This is a genomic window from Demequina aurantiaca (genome assembly GCF_050598105.1).
GTDB lineage: Bacteria > Actinomycetota > Actinomycetes > Actinomycetales > Demequinaceae > Demequina > Demequina aurantiaca_A.
The window spans coordinates 461,261-477,930 of the sequence record NZ_CP192436.1; the positions used below are offsets into that span (position 1 = coordinate 461,261).

The window sequence follows — 16,670 nt, forward strand, 5'->3', positions numbered from 1 at the left end:
ATGTCCGGCACCCTCGAGACGCAGGAAACCGACGGCCGCACTGGCCGCCGGGGACTCCGCGCGCTCGGATCGGTGCTGGCATGGGGGCTGCTCGCGCTGCTGGCCTTCTTCATCTGGCCGTCCAGCCTGGGCGGCGGAACCACCACCATCGTGGTCAACGGCGTCTCGATGGAACCCACGTACTACACGGGCGACATCGTGGTGGCGCGCACGGGCGAACCGCAGATCGGCGACGTGGTGGTCTACACCACCGCGGACCTGGGCGGCGGGCAAATCGTGCACCGCATCATCGGGGGAGACGGCCAGACCGGCTGGGACCTCCAGGGCGACAACAACGACTTTGTCGACCCGTTCCACCCCACCAACGAGGACGTCATTGGCATCGCCGAGTTCAGCGTCCCGTCGTTAGGTGCGGTGGCCTCAGTCTTGAGCAGCCCCCTGGTGTGGGGCAGCATGCTGCTGATCGCGTTCGGACTTATTATCTGGCCCTCCAAGGAGTGCCCGGAGCTTTCCGAGGACGAGACCGACGCGGATCGCGACCAGGTGCGCGAGTGACCCGGCGTCTCGCGGCGCCGCTCACTGCAGCAGTCGCCGCCATCGTCGTGTTGCTCCTGGCGCTCGCGGTGGCGTCACCCGCCTCTGCGGCGCAGCTCAGCGTCAGCGCGTCTCACCCCGTGATCAACACGGCCGCGCGGTGCTCGACGGCCACGGCCGCGACAACCGCCCCGGCATCGAGTACCGCCAGCACGACGCTGCGCATCTCAAGCATGCCCTCGGCCTGCGCGGGTCTTCCCGTGTCAGTCAGCATCGTCGGAACGGGCGGGACGATCCTGGCGACAGGGACGCTCGCGAGCGCGGCCACCGGCACCAACAATGTCACCGTCTCCGCGTACAACACCGCGAACGTGGCCAGCGTTGGCGTGTTCGTCAACACCTGGTGGCTCAACACCACCTGGACGGCGCCAGCGACCGGCCCATACTCGTGTGTTGAACTCACCGCGTGGCCAGGCAACTCTTGGGAGGCCCCGGCGAGCTACGGCACTCCGACCGGGAACTCTTGTACGGTCTCCTATACCAACTTTGACGCGTGGGGTGGAACTCCTCCCAAGCACTTCAACTTGTATTTCACCGTGTCCGGTGTCACCACGGGCAACTGGCGTGTGACCATCGACTTCGCTGATCCATACTTCCAAGGCTTGCTGCCGACGAACATCAGCGGCAACGGAAACCCTCTCGCCGCGCCGGGCTACGCATGCAGCCAGCTTCCGATTTTCGTGGGCCAGGCGAACCTCACCTGGGGATCGAGTAACCGAATGGATGGTTACCTATCAGGTAGCGCTGTCGGCAACGCCGGAAGTATCTGTTCCTAGGGTTCTTTGATCGACGGCACGGGAGTTGCCCACGCAATGGGCGTCTCGTGTAGGGCGGTCATCAAAGCATTCACGCGCGAGAACGGTCGCGACCCAAAGAACCCTCGACGGGCGCTGAGGGGACTGGGGTGCGCGCTGGCGATGATCGGAACGTCGCCCAGGAGCGGCGTCACGGACTGGGCCTCGCGTCCCCACAGCACCGCAACCAGTGGCCCGCCGCGGGCCACGAGCGCCCGAATCGCGTGATCCGTCACCGCCTCCCAGCCGATGCGGCGGTGCGAACCAGCAGCGCCCGCCCGCACCGTGAGAAAACGGTTGAGAAGCAGCACCCCCTGGTCGGCCCAGTGGCTCAGGTCCCCGTCGCGAAGGCTCTGTGAGGTGTCCGCGGCCAACTCCGTCGCGATGTTCTTAAGCGACCGTGGCATCGGCGCGCCGGGAGCCACCGAGAAACTCAGCCCCACGGCGTCTCCCGGGGTGGGGTACGGGTCTTGACCGACTATCAGCACGCGGACGTCAGCTAGCGGCCGTTGGAACGCACGCAGGATCAACTGGGAAGCCGGAAGTACCTCGACGCCGTTCGCATGCTCGCGAGAGAGCGTCGCCCCGATCGCGTCGAGGTCGCCGGCAACCGGCTCGAGGGCGTCGGCCCAGTCGGGGGCCATGCCGCTGCGCCACCACTCGCTCATGGCAACTACGCTAGTGCCAGTTGCGAAACGCCGCCGTCGCGCCTAAAGGCGGGGTGGTGGTTCGCAGGTAATGTGAAATCTGTATTGCTATGCACGAGCGCGTAGCGAACAGAGCGTTGGAGGGGCGATCGTGACAGACAACGTAGTCCGTCTCGCCGAAGCGCAACCCGAACCCGCGCGGCTCACAGAACGCGACGCGGAGATCCTTTCCTTCGAGCGCCAGTGGTGGAAGTACGCGGGGGCCAAGGAAGACGCGATTCGCTCGCTATTTTCGATGTCCGGCACCCAGTATTACCAGGTACTTAATGCGCTAATCGATAACGAGACGGCGCTCGCTCACGACCCCATGCTGGTGAAGCGCCTGCGCCGGATGCGTTCCGCGCGCCAACGTGGCCGCGTCACCCGTTCGTGGGACGCTGGCACGCACGGGTAGGGTTCTCACGTGCCTGACATCTACGAGCCAGACGAATTCGACGAGATCGCCCGATCGGGCGGACCTGTGGGCGTCCACCGCGCCCCGCGCAAGTGGTACGTCAGGCTGCTGCCGCCGTTGCTCGTCTTTATCGCCGCCGGCCTATTCGCCTACGTGATCGCGACCTTCCTGTGGAACCAAGACTCGACGACGGATGCTGCGGCCACGCCCAGCCCGACCGCCAGCATCTCGGCGACCCCCTCGGCGACGCCGTCGGTGGCGCCTTCTGTCACGCCCAGCCCGACGCCCTCGCCGACGCCCACCCCAACCGAGACCGCCGAGCCCGAGCCGGAGATCATCTACGACGCGCAGGTTCACGTGCGTAACGGTTCCGGCGTCGCGGGTCTCGCGGCCGAGCAGCAGGCGGACCTCGAAGCTGCGGGCTACACGAACATCGAGGCAAATAACATCTCGTCCTCGCTGATCCCCGACGGGCAGAACACCGTGACGTATTCCGAGGACCGACTCGCGGACACCGCCGCGAACGTCGCGCAGACGCTCGGAATCGAGGCGGTTCAGGGCGGATCCACGCCCGGTGGCGCCGAGATCGAAGTGCTGCTCGCCTCTAACCCCGACGCCTAGCCTCCGCCGCGGCGCCGATGCGCGGGCGTTCGGCGCTCCGCCGTGGGCGGAACACGTGCTCGTGGCTTGCACTCGGCGGGTCAGAGTGCCAAAATCGGACTTAGCACTCTCGACCCGAGAGTGCTAATAGACCTCGGTTGTGTTGTTGAGGTGTCCGGACTGCGAGTGACGTGAACTCGTGGCCCTGCATCGTCCGTCGCGGGCAGCGCACAGCCACCACCCATGTGACAAGGGGATTTACCCATGGCAAAAATTATTGCCTTTGACGAAGAGGCCCGCCGCGGCATGGAACGGGGCATGAATGCCCTCGCCGATGCCGTCAAGGTCACCCTCGGCCCGAAGGGCCGCAACGTAGTACTCGAGAAGAGCTGGGGAGCGCCCACCATCACGAACGATGGTGTGTCGATCGCTAAGGAAATCGAACTCGATGAGCCTTTCGAGCGCATCGGCGCCGAGCTCGTCAAGGAAGTCGCCAAGAAGACTGACGACGTAGCCGGCGACGGCACCACCACCGCCACCGTGCTCGCACAGGCGCTGGTGACGCAGGGTCTGCGCAACGTCGCAGCCGGCGCCAACCCGATCGCTCTGAAGAAGGGCATCGAGAAGGCTGTCGAGGCCGTAACCGCCGAACTGCTGCTGGCGGCCAAGGAAGTCGAGACCAAGGAAGAGATCGCCGCGACCGCTGGCATCTCCGCTGGCGACCCCGCCATCGGTGAGCTCATCGCCGAGGCGATGGACAAGGTCGGCAAGGAAGGCGTCATCACCGTCGAGGAGTCCAGCGCGCTGGGCCTCGAGCTGGAGCTGACCGAGGGCATGCGCTTCGACAAGGGCTTCCTGTCCGCGTACTTCGTCACCGACCCCGAGCGTCAGGAAGTCGTCCTCGAGGACGCTTACGTGCTCCTGGTCGAGTCGAAGATCACGAACATCAAGGACGTCCTGCCGCTGCTTGAGAAGGTCATGCAGGCGGGCAAGCCGCTGTTCATCATCGCCGAGGACATCGAGGGTGAAGCCCTCGCGACCCTGGTCGTGAACAAGATCCGTGGCACGTTCAAGGCTGCTGCCGTCAAGGCTCCCGGCTTTGGAGACCGTCGCAAGGCGATGCTCCAGGACATGGCCGTCCTCACCGGCGGTACCGTGATTTCGGAGTCCGTGGGCCTGTCCCTCGACACCGCTGGTCTGGAACTGCTTGGTCAGGCACGCAAGGTCGTTGTCACCAAGGACGAGACGACGATTGTCGAGGGCGCCGGCGAAGCCGAGCTCATCGAGGGTCGCGTACGTCAGATCCGTGCCGAGATCGAGAGCTCTGACTCGGACTACGACCGCGAGAAGCTGCAGGAGCGCCTTGCCAAGCTGGCAGGTGGCGTTGCAGTCATCAAGGCCGGAGCCGCGACCGAGGTCGAGCTCAAGGAGCGCAAGCACCGCATCGAGGACGCAGTGCGTAACGCTAAGGCTGCTGTTGAAGAGGGAATCGTCGCCGGTGGTGGCGTTGCCCTTATTCAGGCTGGCACCAAGGCATTCGCCAACCTTCACCTCGAGGGTGACGAGGCAACCGGTGCTCGTATCGTCGAGCTGTCGATCTCGGCTCCGTTGCGCCAGATCGCCATCAACGCCGGCCTCGAAGGCGGAGTTGTTGTCGAGAAGGTCAAGACCCTGCCCGTCGGACACGGCCTCAACGCCGCTACCGGTGTGTACGAGGACCTCCTCGCGGCTGGCGTCAACGACCCGGTCAAGGTGACGCGCTCTGCTCTGCAGAACGCAGCCTCCATCGCGGCGCTGTTCCTCACGACCGAAGCGGTTGTGGCTAACAAGCCCGAGCCCGCAGCCGCCATGGGTGGCGGCGGCGCGCCCGACATGGGCGGCATGGGCTTCTAGCTCACGCAGGCACTCCTAGGCGGCGTGGAGCCGCGTCTCGAGGGTGGTCATTGACCTCCGTTGAGCGCGGCACCGCGCCGCCTTTGTCGTGCGCCGCCGCCTCCCAGGTGGTTCAGGCGCGGCCGTGTCGGCGTGCGGAGGTGACGCGGAGGCCGGAGGCGCGCAGCCGGCGCACAAGTTCGCGCCCGTCTACGAGGTGCGCGCCCTGCTCCTGCAACTGCGCATAGCGCTCGACGGGCACGTCGTAGTGATCCAGGTCGAATCCGCGTTCGGGGATACCCGCCGCTCGCGCGAACGCGTGCAACTCGTCTAGCGACGTGTCGGACACGAGATGCCCCCACACGGTGCCGTGGTTGGGCCACAGCGGGGGATCGATCAGCACGCTCATGCGCAGAGCCTACGGGAGGCACGCGGCAAAGCCGTAGCGCACCCGGTCAGCGAGCAAACAGCCGCGACGCCTGGGTCTCCGCGGACTCGTACTCCTGGGCCGCCTGCCCCAACGCCACCCCCATGGAGTCGAGAGCGGACTCCACTTGCGCCTGGGCAGCGCGCCACTGCTCCAGGACGCCGGTGAAGGCGCTCGCGGCGCCTCCCTGCCAGGTGCCCTCCAGCGCCGTGAGGGTGCCCAGGAGGCCCGCGACCTCCGCACGGATGTTCTCCCCGGAATGGGAGGCTCGTTGCGCCCCGCGCAGGATTTCTCCCGCATCAACGTTGTACTGCGTCATTGCTGCTCCTTAGGTGAGGAGCCACTGGATGGGCTCACCTACGAGGCTAGGCACGCTTCGGCGCAGGGCGTGGGCGCGCCGGAGATCTGTGGATAACTGCGGAGCAGAGCGCGTCCGGCTAGTTGGCCGAGACTTCGCCGTCGTTAGCGACAAGCTGAGCCAGCGCCTTATCGATCCGTGATGCCTCGGCGGCGAGGTTCTGCCTGGCGCTTTGCTCCCACGTGGCTCCGAGCGGGGATACGTAGAGCTGTTCGCGGGCGAGTAGCTTCTTGACGATTGCCTTGCGCGCCACGAGAAACTCGCGTTCGGGGATGTAGGCGTACTCCTCGCGGACGTCCCTGACGTAGTCCTTGTACCGCTGCGGGTCTGAGGCCAGCACAGCCAGGTCCGCGTCGCACAGTACCGCGCAGTCCGAGCTGACCGGGTTGCGGGTGTGACGTGACAGCGCCTTGACCATGGTCGCCACGGCGTCGATGGCTGTGGCGGGCATATCGAGAGAGGCGAGTTCCAGGCGGGCGTACTCGGCGCTCGCGTCCTCGTCCTCGCCACCGCGGTGTGCGTACGCGTCGGCCTCATCCGAGGAGAAGATCGCCCCGTGATACCAAGCCGCGAGGCGGACCACATGCGGGTTATGGGTTTCTTGCTGGAGTTCGTCCACGTGCTGCAGCAGGTCGATGAGGTGTCGCACGTTGTGGAAGTGCCGACGAGGCTCCTCCCAGCGAGCCAGGAGCCGCCTTCCGGCGCGCTCGATGCTGGCGGTTGAGGCGGCCGAGCCTGCGCCAGTCGCCGCCCGCACAAACGTCGGCAGCAACCACGCGGGGGTGGGGCTTAGTGGCATGGTCTCCTCAGTGGTGTCTAGACAACACGTCCTGCTTCAGTGTGTTGCCACGCGGTTCAACGGGACGAGTTCAACCGACCACGGCACACTACCCCCATTACGCGCGAAGATGGGAACGTGGCTGGTGGCTACTCGTCCGGCTAGACTGGTGGGCGGTGCCGAACACGCGGCGCTGCTGATTGACGCGAGGTTAATGTGCCAACCGGAAAAGTGAAGTTCTACGACGCCGACAAGGGGTTTGGCTTCATCCAGAGTGATGCAGGCGACGAGGTCTTCCTGCACGCCTCCGCACTGCCGGCGGATGTCACTAATCCTCGCAAGGGTGCGAAGGTTGAGTACAGCGTGGCCGATGGCCGTCGCGGACCGCAGGCACTGTCAGTCACGATGCTCGAGCCCGTGCAGTCGATGTCCCAGAACCTGCGCAAGCCGGTGGACGACATGACTGTGATCGTGGAGGACTTGATCAAGATGCTGGACGGCGTCTCCACGACGTTGCGCAAGGGACGCTATCCCGAGCCCGCCAAGGGCGCACAAGTGGCCGCAGTATTGCGTGCGGTCGCCGAACAGCTGGACGCTTAGGACTTCATGGATACCGTTCTTGACCAAGCACTCGACGTCGCCCGCGAGGCGGCGGTCGAGACCGCGAACGACGACGCTGCAGTCGGCGCCCACGTAGGGTCGGCCAAGGCCGGCGAGAGGCTGGTCACGCACCTCTTCGCGTGCACGCTGCCCGGGTACCGCGGTTGGGTTTGGTCAGTGACGCTTGCACGCGCCCCGCGGGCCAAGACGGCCACGGTCTGCGAGTCGGAACTCATTCCGACGGACGACGCGTTGCTGGCGCCCGCGTGGGTCCCCTGGGCCGACCGTGTGCAGCCCGGAGACCTCGACGCAGGCATGATGCTCCCGTTCGTGAAGGAGGACCCGCGCCTGGTGCCCGGGTACGAGGCCACCGACGACGCCGACGCGGACGAGCTGGCAATCTGGGAGTTCGGGCTGGGCCGCGAACGCGTGCTTGGCCCCGAAGGTCGCGAGGATGTCGCTCAGCGCTGGGCGCGCGGATCGCACGGCAAGACGGCACCCTCCGCGGTAGCCTCCGCCGCTCCGTGTTCCACCTGCGCGTTCTTTGTCCCGCTCACCGGCTCGCTGCGCATGGCCTTTGGGGCCTGCACCAACGAGTGGTCGCAGTCCGACGGCCGCGTAGTCGCGGTCGACCACGGTTGCGGCGCCCACTCGCAGACCGACGTCGAGCGGCAGCAGTCGCAGTGGCCCGAGGCCGATCCCGTGTTCGAGAACGACGTGCCGGTAGGTTTCGACCTGACCACGCCTGATCCCGAGCCGGAGCCCGAGCCCGAGCCCGAGGTTGAGGCGGCCGCCCCGGTGGAGGTCGCGGAGACCAATGAGGACGCTGAGGGCAGTGATGCTTCGGAAGTTGTCGAGGCAGCGAACCAGACGGCGGAAGCCGCGCCGGAGTCGCCGACCGACGTCTCGCAAGAGTCGCCGACCGATGCAGCGCCCGACCTACCGACCGACGCGCCCGTGGAGGGTAACGCCGAGCCAGACGCGAACTAGCAGTACCGATGGCTAAAGGGGGCTCGCGCGCCACGGTGGCGCGCGACCTCGCTACCTCGACCTACATCCCGACCTTTCTCGCCGAGATTGGGCTCGGCGCGGTTCTCCCCGTACTCGCGCTCTCGGTGCTGGCGTTCGACTACAGCTCCGTGATCGCCTCGCTGGCGGTGGCCGCGTACGCCGTGGGCCGCATCGCCGGATCGGCCGTGGGCGGCAGGCTTTCAGCAGGGCTGGGACCGGCGCGCGCCGCGATGGTCGCGCTCGCGGTGATCGCGACGGGATCGGTCATCTGCGCGGCCTCACCTGCGATTGCGCTGTTTGTGGTGGGTGCCTTCACTATCGGTGTCGGCCACGCCGGCTATCACATCTCCCGCCAGGGCCAAATAAACGCTGCGGTCCGGCCTCAGTACCGGGCCCGCGCCCTCACCACGCTCGCGGGCGTGTGGCGGATCGCGAACTTCGTCGGCCCCCTCATGGGTGCCGCCATCATCGGCATCTGGGGCATCCACTGGGTGTACGTCGCCGCCGCAATCGCCGCCTTGGCCGCCATGGTCGCGCTGAGGCTGTCCAATGCATGGAACCTGCGGCGCCATGCCGAGCCCGAGGACAAGGCCTCGCCCCTCAAGGTAGTCAAGGACAACGCGAAGGTGTTCCGTACCCTTGGCGTGGCGATCGTCTTCACCGGGGCCGTGCGGGCCGCGCGCCTGGTGGTGATCCCTCTATGGGCGACGCACGTGGGGCTTAGCCCGCAGGTAGCCACGCTCATCTTCGGCATCAACGCCGCGGTAGACATGGTGCTCTTCTACCCCGCCGGAGTCGTGATGGACCGCTTCGGTCGCGCCTGGACGGCCGTGCCGTCTACCCTCATCCTGGGGTTGGGCACTATCGCTCTGACGGCCACGTCGGGCGCGGTGGGGGTGACCCTCGCGGCCATCGCGCTGGGCATAGGCAACGGCTGGGGCTCCGGCGTGATCATGACGCTCGCGGCGGACGTCGCCCCGCGCGCGACGCGCTCTGTCTTCACTGGGGTCTGGATGATCGCTCAGGACGTGGGCGGATTCATCGGGCCGGCGGCCGTCTCCGCGGGCGCGGCGATTGCCCTACCGGTGGGATTCTGGCTCGTCGGCGGCGCCGGGGTGGCGACGGCGTACGGCCTCTACCGCTGGATTCCCCCGTGGCGCGGCAACGCGTCGCATCCGCAGCCCGCGACCCCGCTGGACCTCTAGCGGAAGTTTGCGGTCGTGTACCAGGTCTTGCCGTCGCTGGTCGCGGCCATTCCGGCGCCCATCGTGGAGTACGCGGGATTCATAATGTTGAGGCAGTGCCCGTTCGAATACATCCAGTTGGGGTGGGCGCGAGACACTGCGCCGCTCTGGCTGAGGCCCGTGCTCACGTAGCTGACGGCCACGTTCTCCGCGCCCGGACGGTTGGGGTTGTGTGACAGCGCGTCGGCGTTGCCCGAGGTCTTGGAGTCCTTAGCGGCCATGGTCTTGGACCAGCTGGTGGCCGATCCGGCCAGCGAGGACGACCACGAGAGGGGCTTGATCCCAATGCGTGCGCGTTCCTTGTTGGCGGCCGACAGCAGCGACTGCACCCCGCCGGAGGCGGAGTAAGGCCCCTGCGGGTTCGCACAGTAGGACTGGAAGCTCGCCGAACTGCTCGTCGAGGATCCGGTCGACTTCTTTGCCGTACTGGTGGAATTGTTCGACGACGTCGACGCGGCGGCTGCCGGGGCGGCCACCACGACCGGTTTGGGGGGCAGCGTCACGGTAATCTTCTGCGTCACGACGGCCGCATCGGCGACGGTTCCGGGAGCGACGATGCTGGGCATCGGGGCCGGGGCGGGCGCAGCGATCCCGCCGGTGGGCGCGCCGTCCGCGAGTTGAGACTCGTCGGGGGTGGAGGCCCACGTGCCCGAGGTGAGCAGGGCGGTGAGGGCTACTGCGACTGGGATGGTGCCTAGCAGGATGGTGTTGCCGTGGCGTCGACGACGCGTGGGGCTGGTTACATCCTGCTGTTCAGTCATGTCAGTAATCTCTCCACTAAGTAGTCGATGCTGCGCGTAAGCGCCGAGACGTCTTCGGGATCTACGGCCGGATACATTCCGACTCGGATCTGATTGCGGCCCAATTTCCGGTACGGATCAACGTCCACGACGCCATTCGCCCTGAGGTGCTGGCGCAAAAGGGCCGAATCAACCTTGTCGTCGAGTCCGATGGTAGCTACGACGGAAGAACGGTTTGAAGGGTTTGTGACAAACGTCTCAGTCCAGTCCCGCGCGGCGGCCCACTCGTAGACGATGCGCGCTGACCGCGACGTGCGGGTCGTCACAAACTCCATGCCGCCGCCTGCCAGCATCCATTCCAACTGCGCCTTCATGAGCACGAGCGTGGCGACGGCGGGGGTGTTCAGGGTCTGGTTCACGCGGGAGTTGGTGAGTGCCGCGGAGAGCGACAGCGACTCGGGAATGTAGCGACCACTCGCAGCGATCCGCTCGATCCGCTCGATAGCAGCGGGGGAGACCAGTGCGAACCAGATGCCGCCGTCGGAGGCGAAGCTCTTCTGGGGGGCGAAGTAGTAGACGTCGCTCTGGCGAGCGTCGAGGAACAGCCCGCCGGCCGCAGACGTGCCGTCCACGACGGTGAGAGCATCACCGATTCCGTCGGGCCGCAGGACCTCGACCATCGCGCCTGTCGACGTCTCGTTGTGCGGCCAGGCGTAGACGTCCACGCCGGCCTCCGCGGTGGGCAGGATGACGCCTCCCGGCTCAGCGCTACGGACGGACGATGCCTCAAGGTGCGGGGCGGCGAGCGTCGCCTTGGCGAACTTCTGGCCGAACTCGCCGAAGGCCGCGTGCTGCGCCTTGCGCTCCACCAACCCGAAGGCGGCGGCGTCCCAGAACATAGTCGAACCGCCGTTGCCGAGGATCACCTCGTAGCCATCGGGGATGGCGAAGAGCGTCGCGAGCATCGTGCGCACGTCGCCGACGAGGTCCTTCACGGGCGCCTGGCGGTGTGAGGTGCCGAGCACAGTGGGTTGCGCGGCCATCAGCGCGTCGAGTTGAGCCGCGCGCACCTTGGAGGGTCCGGCACCAAAACGACCATCGGCGGGAAGGAGATTGGCAGGAATTGAGATGGGTTCAAACATGGCAACAGCGTACTGGGCGCGGTGCGGGTGGCATGATGGCGGGGTGTACTTGTTGAATCCGTCGCTGAAGACCTACGCCTGGGGCCGTACTGACTCGATCCCGGAGTTGCTGGGGATACCGCCAAAAGACACCCCCGTCGCCGAGGCTTGGTGGGGTGCCCACCCTGCGTCCCCAGCCACCGTGGCCTGCGATTCCGCGCAGCTGGGTCTTGACGCACTCATCGATCGCGATGCCGACTACGCGCTCGGACCTGACGTCGCCCGCGAGTTTCAGGGGCGGCTGCCGTTCCTCCTCAAGGTCCTCGCCATCGACGCGCCGCTGTCGATCCAGGTTCATCCCAGCATGGAGCGAGCGATCGTGGGCTTCGAGGCCGAGGAGGCGCAAGGCGTGGCGGCGACGTCGCCCACGCGAACCTTTCGCGATCGCTCTCACAAGCCCGAGATGATCGTCGCGCTCACGGCCATGACCGTGCTCGCGGGGTTCCGCGACCTGCCCGGCCTGCGCGGCGATTTGCACCTGCTCGGCAAGGATGGCGCCGCGCTCCTAAAACTGGTGGAAGACGCCAATTCCCCCGCGGCAGCGGTGACCGCATATATAAGGAGTGTTTTGGCGCTTCCGAGGGGTGCGCACGTCGTCACCACCCTCGCCTCCCTCAACTCCAGCGCCGACCCCTCCGCGCAGGTGCGGGCCGCGTGTAGCGCGCTCGCGTCCCATCCGGGCGACCCGGGGGCGCTGGTGGCGCTCGCGATGAACGTGGTCTACCTCGCGCCTGGCGCCTCCTGCTTCGTGGGAGACGGCACAGTCCACAGTTATCAGTCGGGCGTCGGGGTGGAGATTATGGCCAACTCGGACAACGTGGTCCGCGCCGGCCTCACCCCAAAGCCCATCAACGTGCCGCTGCTGCTCGACCTCATGAATGCGGTGCCGGCGACTGCGGAGCGGCCCCACTGCACTACCGACGGCGCGGTGACCATGTACAGCGTGCCGGTAACGGAGTTCGAGCTGGCGTCGGTGCGCGATGGCGAGTGGGAGGCCCCCGCCGGCCCGCGCATCGTCCTTTGCCTGGATGGCCAGACCACCGTCGCGAGCGCGAACGAGACGCGCGAACTGGCCTGCGGTGAGGCTGTCTTTGTTCCTTTCGGGGATGGCGAGATCACGGTGCGTGCCCGCGGTCACGCCGTTGTCGCGTCGGTTCCGGTCCTGGGCGGCGACAGCGGAACTTTCGGCCCCGCGGGAGGCTAGGCTTGGCGCCATGCCAGAACGTATAGCAGTCTTCGGTACCGGGTACCTCGGTGCCACCCACGCCGCGGGTATGGCCGAGCTGGGCCACGAGGTGATCGGCGTCGACATCGACTCCGCCAAGATCGACCTCTTGCGCCGCGGCGAGGTCCCCTTCTACGAGCCCGGCCTGGGCGACGTCCTGCGCCGCCACGTGGACTCCGGTCGGCTACGGTTCACCACCGACGCGCGCGAGGCAGCCGAATTCGCCGACGTGTTCTTCATCGGCGTCGGCACCCCTCAGAAGGAGGGGGAGTACGCGGCTGACATGCGGTACGTCGACGACGTGATCGAGACGGTAGGGCCGCTGCTGACGCGCCCTGCAGTGATCCTGGGCAAGTCGACGGTTCCGGTTGGCACCGCGGCGCGCTTGGCCGAACGGCTGCGCGAGATCGCGCCCGTCGGAGCCGATGCGCAACTGGGTTGGAATCCGGAGTTCCTCCGCGAGGGCTTCGCTGTGGAGGACACCCTGCGTCCCGACCGGCTAGTGATCGGGGTAGACCCTGAGAACCCCGGCCGGATCGAGGAGGTGGCTCGCAGCGTGTACGCGGCGATGCTCGAGCGCAACACACCCTTCATCGTGACCGACCTCGCGACGTCCGAACTGGTCAAGGTCAGCGCGAACGCGTTCCTCGCCACCAAGATTTCCTTCATTAACGCTATCGCCGAGGTGTGCGAGGCCTCCGGCGCGGACGTGACCGCGCTCGCGGACGCGATCGGCTACGACGAGCGCATCGGCCGCAAGTTCCTTGGCGCCGGACTCGGCTTTGGCGGCGGTTGCCTACCCAAGGACATCCGCGCGTTCATGGCGCGCGCGGGAGAGCTCGGTGTTGACCAAGCCTTGACCTTCTTGCGCGAAGTCGACAATGTCAACATGCGCCGACGCAAGCACGTCGTGGAGCTGGCTACTCGCGTGGTCGGTGGTTCTTTGTCGGGTATCCACGTAGCGGTCCTTGGCGCGGCCTTTAAGCCGCAGTCCGATGACGTGCGCGATTCCCCCGCGCTCGACGTCGCCGGCAGCCTTCACTTGCGGGGCGCGGACGTGCGCGTGTATGACCCGGAGGCGATGCGCAACGCGGCCGCCGTGTGGCCCACGTTGACCTTTGCTCAGAGCATTGAGGAGGCTTGCGCGGGCGCGGACCTCGTTCTGGTCGCGACCGAGTGGGCGCAGTTCAGATCGATCGACCCCGCGGCGCTGGCGGCGACGGTGGGTCAACCCCGGATCATCGACGGGCGCAACTGCCTCGTCGCGCAGGACTGGATCGACGCCGGCTGGGAATACTACGGAATGGGGCGGCACAGCGGATGAGTGACCTTATTGACACCACCGAGATGTACCTGCGCACTATCTACGAACTGATCGAGGATGGCGTGACGCCGATGCGCGCCCGGATCGCGGAGCAGTTGGGTCACGCTGGACCGACGGTGTCGCAGACCATCGCGCGCATGGAGCGCGACGGCCTCGTGATCGTGTCCGGTGACCGCCACCTGGAGCTGACTGCGGAGGGTGAGGCGATTGCCGTGCGCGTGATGCGTAAGCACCGGCTGGCCGAGCTGCTGCTGACCGACGTGGTGGGGCTTGAGTTGCCCTACGTCCACGAGGAGGCCTGCCGGTGGGAGCACGTCATGAGCGACCGTGTGGAACGACGACTGATGGAGATTCTCGGGAATCCTCAGGTATCCCCTTACGGAAACCCCATTCCGGGCCTTGCGGAACTAGGCATGGGGGGACAAGCGGTGCCGAATGAGCCCGGAGTCTCCCTGAATCAGATTATTTCTGAAGGAATTTCCGAGGCCACTTTGGTGCGCATCGGGGAGAACCCGCAGGCTGCCCGGGGCTTCTTAGAGGAGTCCGTCAAAGCAGGCCTCGTACCTGGGGCGATGATTTCGATCGCCGCGGTTAATGATGACGTTTTGGTTACGACCGATAACGGAACGGTAACGATCAGCCACGAGGCTGCGCGGCACGTTTTCGTCTTGGCTCGCTAGCAAGACGGCGCTTTGTTAGGTACTGTGGATCTTCGTACGACCTGAGGAACTTCCTCCTGGTGCCTGTTTTCGGAGGGAACGCCCCGCAACTGAGGGGCGTTGGGCACCAAGACAAAAAACGCGCACGTGGCGCGGAAGGACTGACTTTGACTCACGGATACATGCGCGCAAGAGCGCGAGCGGTGACAGCAGCTGTAGGCGCCGCAATCATTGTGGTTCCCCTTACAGGAGCCGCAGCGGCCGCCCTCGTGGCGACCGAGCCCGACACCACCACCATTCAGGTGAGTGCGACGTCGACACTAAGTTTCGCGGACGCTGTGGCGCCCGTACAGGCGGACCTGCCCACCCCGATCGAAGCGGACGAAGTGCCCGCAGTCGACAGTGCGGATGTCAGCGAGGTTCCCGCGGTCGTAGCCGCATCTGACGATGTCGAGCTCACGCTCAACACCCCCGACCTCAAGGTCAAGAAGAACCCGGCACCTGTAGTCGTCGCACCGACGACCACGTCCACGACGACGAGCCGCAGCACTACGACGAGCGCTCGTCCCGTAGCTAACTCGGCGTCGGTTTCGGCGGCCATTAGCGGTAGCGCGATCATCGCCGAGGCAGCCAAGTACGTCGGAACTCCCTACCAGCGCGGTGGCAGCAGCCCGAGCGCGTTTGACTGCTCAGGATTCATTTCCTACGTCTACGGGAAGTTCGGCATCAGTCTTCCCCACTCGTCAGCCGCGTACTACAGCGTCGGCACTCGCGTGTCCTCACCTCAGGTGGGCGACATCATCGTGACCCCCGGTCACGTTGGCATCTACGCCGGCCCCAACCTGCAGATCGACGCGTCGACGTACGGCACCCCCGTACGCTTCCACTCCATCTGGCAGAACAACCCGGTTTACGTTCGCGTGAGCTAAATTTCGCTTCGAGCAAAGGCCGTCACCATATTGGTGGCGGCTTTTGTCGTATCTGTAGGGGTTTGGCGACTGAATCGTTGTCAAACTCGGTGTTGAGCATGGCATCGAGTGGTTTAGCGTGGATAGATGCAGACCAATCGAGTTCCCCGGCTAGCGCGTGACCTTTCTCAGGTGGGGCTCGGGTGCTGGCAATTAGGCGCCGACTGGGGCGACGTGAGCGACGATCAGGCGCAACAGGTCCTCGCCGCCGCCGCTGATTCCGGCATCACGTTCTTCGACACCGCAGATGTGTACGGCGACGGGCGCTCGGAGCGTGCTGTGGGCGCCTTTGTGAACGCGCACCCGGACAAGGGCCGGTTCACCGTCGCCACCAAGATGGGCCGGCGTGCCGACCCCCACGTCGCCAGCGCGTACAACCTCGATAACTTCAGGCGCTGGACCGACCGTTCGCGCGAGAACCTCGGGGTGGACCGCCTCGACCTGGTTCAGTTGCACTGCCCGCCGTCCGAGGTCTTGCGGGACCCGCAGACGTTCGACGACCTGCGCACGCTGGTCGACGAGGGTCGGATTGCGAAGTGGGGGGTGTCGGTTGAGCTGGTTGACGATGCCATGCGGGTGCTAGGCGAGCCGGACCTCGCGACCATTCAGATCATCGTTAACGTCTTCAGGCGCAAGCCACTCGAGCGAGTCCTGAGCGCGGCGGACGAAGCTGGGGTCGGGATCATCGCCCGAGTGCCGCTGGCCTCTGGCTTGCTGTCGGGCAAGTACGACGAGCACACCACGTTTGCCAAGAACGATCACCGCAACTACAACCGTGACGGCTCCGCGTTCGACGTGGGGGAGACCTTTGCCGGCGTGCCATTCGAGGTAGGGGTTAAGGCCGCGCGTGAGGTGGCCAAGCTGACGCCCGCTGGCTGGACCACGTCGCAGCTCGCGCTGGCCTGGCTGGCGTCGGTGGGAATCGCGACCATGATTCCCGGTGCGCGCACGCCCGAGCAGGCGCGACTCAACGCTGCGGCAGGGGACCTACCGCACCTCGACGACGCGACGATGGCGCAGCTTGCGGAGATTTACAACCGCGATATTCGAGGTCACGTTCACTCGAGGTGGTAACCCCAGGTAGGCTTTTTCCCGTAAAGCGCCTGTAGCTCAGAGGATAGAGCACCGCTCTCCTAAAGCGGGTGTCGGCAGTTCGAGTCTGCCCAGGCGCACATCGCGCGTATCGCCGCGCAC

General features: G+C 66.2%; 19 protein-coding genes and 1 tRNA gene. 14 read left to right on the top strand and 6 right to left on the bottom strand.

The window, feature by feature from the left end; genetic code table 11:
• Both ACQU6B_RS02060 and ACQU6B_RS02065 read left to right on the top strand, forming a co-directional pair.
• Positions 1-555 (top strand): signal peptidase I, encoded by a 555-nt coding sequence (locus tag ACQU6B_RS02060; protein ID WP_430868382.1) that lies wholly within the window; start codon positions 1-3, stop codon positions 553-555.
• Complete coding sequence (locus ACQU6B_RS02065) at positions 552-1,370, top strand: hypothetical protein (RefSeq protein ID WP_430868383.1); 819 nt, start codon at positions 552-554, stop codon at positions 1,368-1,370. Before ACQU6B_RS02060 ends, ACQU6B_RS02065 begins: the two co-directional genes overlap by 4 nt.
• Here the strand turns inward: ACQU6B_RS02065 and ACQU6B_RS02070 are convergent.
• Positions 1,367-2,056 (bottom strand): uracil-DNA glycosylase, encoded by a 690-nt coding sequence (locus ACQU6B_RS02070; protein ID WP_430868384.1) that lies wholly within the window; start codon positions 2,054-2,056, stop codon positions 1,367-1,369. The genes ACQU6B_RS02065 and ACQU6B_RS02070 overlap by 4 nt on opposite strands.
• Before the next feature lie 130 nt (positions 2,057-2,186).
• On the opposite strand from ACQU6B_RS02070, the gene ACQU6B_RS02075 reads away from it, so the two are divergent.
• The 3 genes from ACQU6B_RS02075 to groL all read left to right on the top strand — a co-directional run bounded on the left by ACQU6B_RS02075 (position 2,187) and on the right by groL (position 4,982).
• Complete coding sequence (locus ACQU6B_RS02075; protein ID WP_430868385.1) at positions 2,187-2,489, top strand: DUF3263 domain-containing protein; 303 nt, start codon at positions 2,187-2,189, stop codon at positions 2,487-2,489.
• Between the two features lie 9 nt (positions 2,490-2,498).
• Positions 2,499-3,110, top strand: coding sequence for a LytR C-terminal domain-containing protein (locus ACQU6B_RS02080; RefSeq protein ID WP_430868386.1), 612 nt, complete (start codon positions 2,499-2,501; stop codon positions 3,108-3,110).
• A 243-nt stretch (positions 3,111-3,353) separates the two neighbouring features.
• Positions 3,354-4,982: a chaperonin GroEL gene (gene groL / locus ACQU6B_RS02085; RefSeq protein ID WP_430868387.1), complete on the top strand. Its 1,629-nt coding sequence runs from the start codon at positions 3,354-3,356 to the stop codon at positions 4,980-4,982.
• A gap of 112 nt (positions 4,983-5,094) precedes the next feature.
• On the opposite strand, the gene ACQU6B_RS02090 is transcribed toward groL, so the two are convergent.
• The 3 genes from ACQU6B_RS02090 to ACQU6B_RS02100 all read right to left on the bottom strand — a co-directional run bounded on the left by ACQU6B_RS02090 (position 5,095) and on the right by ACQU6B_RS02100 (position 6,545).
• Entirely contained in the window at positions 5,095-5,370 is a 276-nt protein-coding gene (locus ACQU6B_RS02090; protein WP_430868388.1) for a DUF4031 domain-containing protein, read from the bottom strand.
• Between the two features lie 46 nt (positions 5,371-5,416).
• Positions 5,417-5,707, bottom strand: coding sequence for a WXG100 family type VII secretion target (locus ACQU6B_RS02095; RefSeq protein ID WP_430868389.1), 291 nt, complete (start codon positions 5,705-5,707; stop codon positions 5,417-5,419).
• Positions 5,708-5,825: 118 nt separating this feature from the next.
• Positions 5,826-6,545 carry an HD domain-containing protein gene (locus ACQU6B_RS02100; protein WP_430868390.1) on the bottom strand — a complete coding sequence of 240 codons (720 nt, stop codon included), beginning with the start codon at positions 6,543-6,545 and terminating at the stop codon, positions 5,826-5,828.
• A 195-nt stretch (positions 6,546-6,740) separates the two neighbouring features.
• On the opposite strand from ACQU6B_RS02100, the gene ACQU6B_RS02105 reads away from it, so the two are divergent.
• The 3 genes from ACQU6B_RS02105 to ACQU6B_RS02115 are packed head-to-tail and all read left to right on the top strand — an operon-like array spanning position 6,741 to position 9,340.
• The gene (locus tag ACQU6B_RS02105; protein ID WP_430868391.1) at positions 6,741-7,124 is read left to right on the top strand and encodes a cold-shock protein; all 384 of its coding nucleotides are present in this window, start codon (positions 6,741-6,743) and stop codon (positions 7,122-7,124) included.
• A 6-nt stretch (positions 7,125-7,130) separates the two neighbouring features.
• Positions 7,131-8,114: a DUF3027 domain-containing protein gene (locus ACQU6B_RS02110; protein ID WP_430868392.1), complete on the top strand. Its 984-nt coding sequence runs from the start codon at positions 7,131-7,133 to the stop codon at positions 8,112-8,114.
• 8 nt (positions 8,115-8,122) lie between these two features.
• Positions 8,123-9,340, top strand: coding sequence for an MFS transporter (locus tag ACQU6B_RS02115; protein WP_430868393.1), 1,218 nt, complete (start codon positions 8,123-8,125; stop codon positions 9,338-9,340).
• Here ACQU6B_RS02115 and ACQU6B_RS02120 read toward each other — a convergent pair.
• Positions 9,337-10,140 carry a CAP domain-containing protein gene (locus ACQU6B_RS02120; protein WP_430868394.1) on the bottom strand — a complete coding sequence of 268 codons (804 nt, stop codon included), beginning with the start codon at positions 10,138-10,140 and terminating at the stop codon, positions 9,337-9,339. The two genes, ACQU6B_RS02115 and ACQU6B_RS02120, sit on opposite strands and share 4 nt — an antisense overlap.
• The gene (serC, locus tag ACQU6B_RS02125) at positions 10,137-11,261 is read right to left on the bottom strand and encodes a phosphoserine transaminase (protein WP_430868395.1); all 1,125 of its coding nucleotides are present in this window, start codon (positions 11,259-11,261) and stop codon (positions 10,137-10,139) included. The genes ACQU6B_RS02120 and serC overlap by 4 nt, the downstream gene beginning before the upstream one ends.
• A 43-nt stretch (positions 11,262-11,304) precedes the next feature.
• On the opposite strand from serC, the gene manA reads away from it, so the two are divergent.
• The 6 genes from manA to ACQU6B_RS02155 all read left to right on the top strand — a co-directional run bounded on the left by manA (position 11,305) and on the right by ACQU6B_RS02155 (position 16,648).
• On the top strand, positions 11,305-12,504 hold the full coding sequence (gene manA / locus ACQU6B_RS02130; protein WP_430868396.1) for a mannose-6-phosphate isomerase, class I: 1,200 nt from the start codon (positions 11,305-11,307) through the stop codon (positions 12,502-12,504).
• 10 nt (positions 12,505-12,514) lie between these two features.
• Positions 12,515-13,849 carry a UDP-glucose dehydrogenase family protein gene (locus tag ACQU6B_RS02135; RefSeq protein WP_430868397.1) on the top strand — a complete coding sequence of 445 codons (1,335 nt, stop codon included), beginning with the start codon at positions 12,515-12,517 and terminating at the stop codon, positions 13,847-13,849.
• On the top strand, positions 13,846-14,529 hold the full coding sequence (locus tag ACQU6B_RS02140; RefSeq protein WP_430868398.1) for a metal-dependent transcriptional regulator: 684 nt from the start codon (positions 13,846-13,848) through the stop codon (positions 14,527-14,529). The genes ACQU6B_RS02135 and ACQU6B_RS02140 overlap by 4 nt, the downstream gene beginning before the upstream one ends.
• Before the next feature lie 182 nt (positions 14,530-14,711).
• On the top strand, positions 14,712-15,437 hold the full coding sequence (locus ACQU6B_RS02145) for a C40 family peptidase (RefSeq protein WP_430868399.1): 726 nt from the start codon (positions 14,712-14,714) through the stop codon (positions 15,435-15,437).
• A gap of 126 nt (positions 15,438-15,563) precedes the next feature.
• A complete protein-coding gene (locus tag ACQU6B_RS02150; protein WP_430868400.1) occupies positions 15,564-16,550 on the top strand; it encodes an aldo/keto reductase in 987 nt (328 codons plus the stop codon).
• Positions 16,551-16,575: 25 nt separating this feature from the next.
• Positions 16,576-16,648, top strand: a tRNA-Arg gene (locus ACQU6B_RS02155).
• Positions 16,649-16,670: the final 22 nt, after the last annotated feature.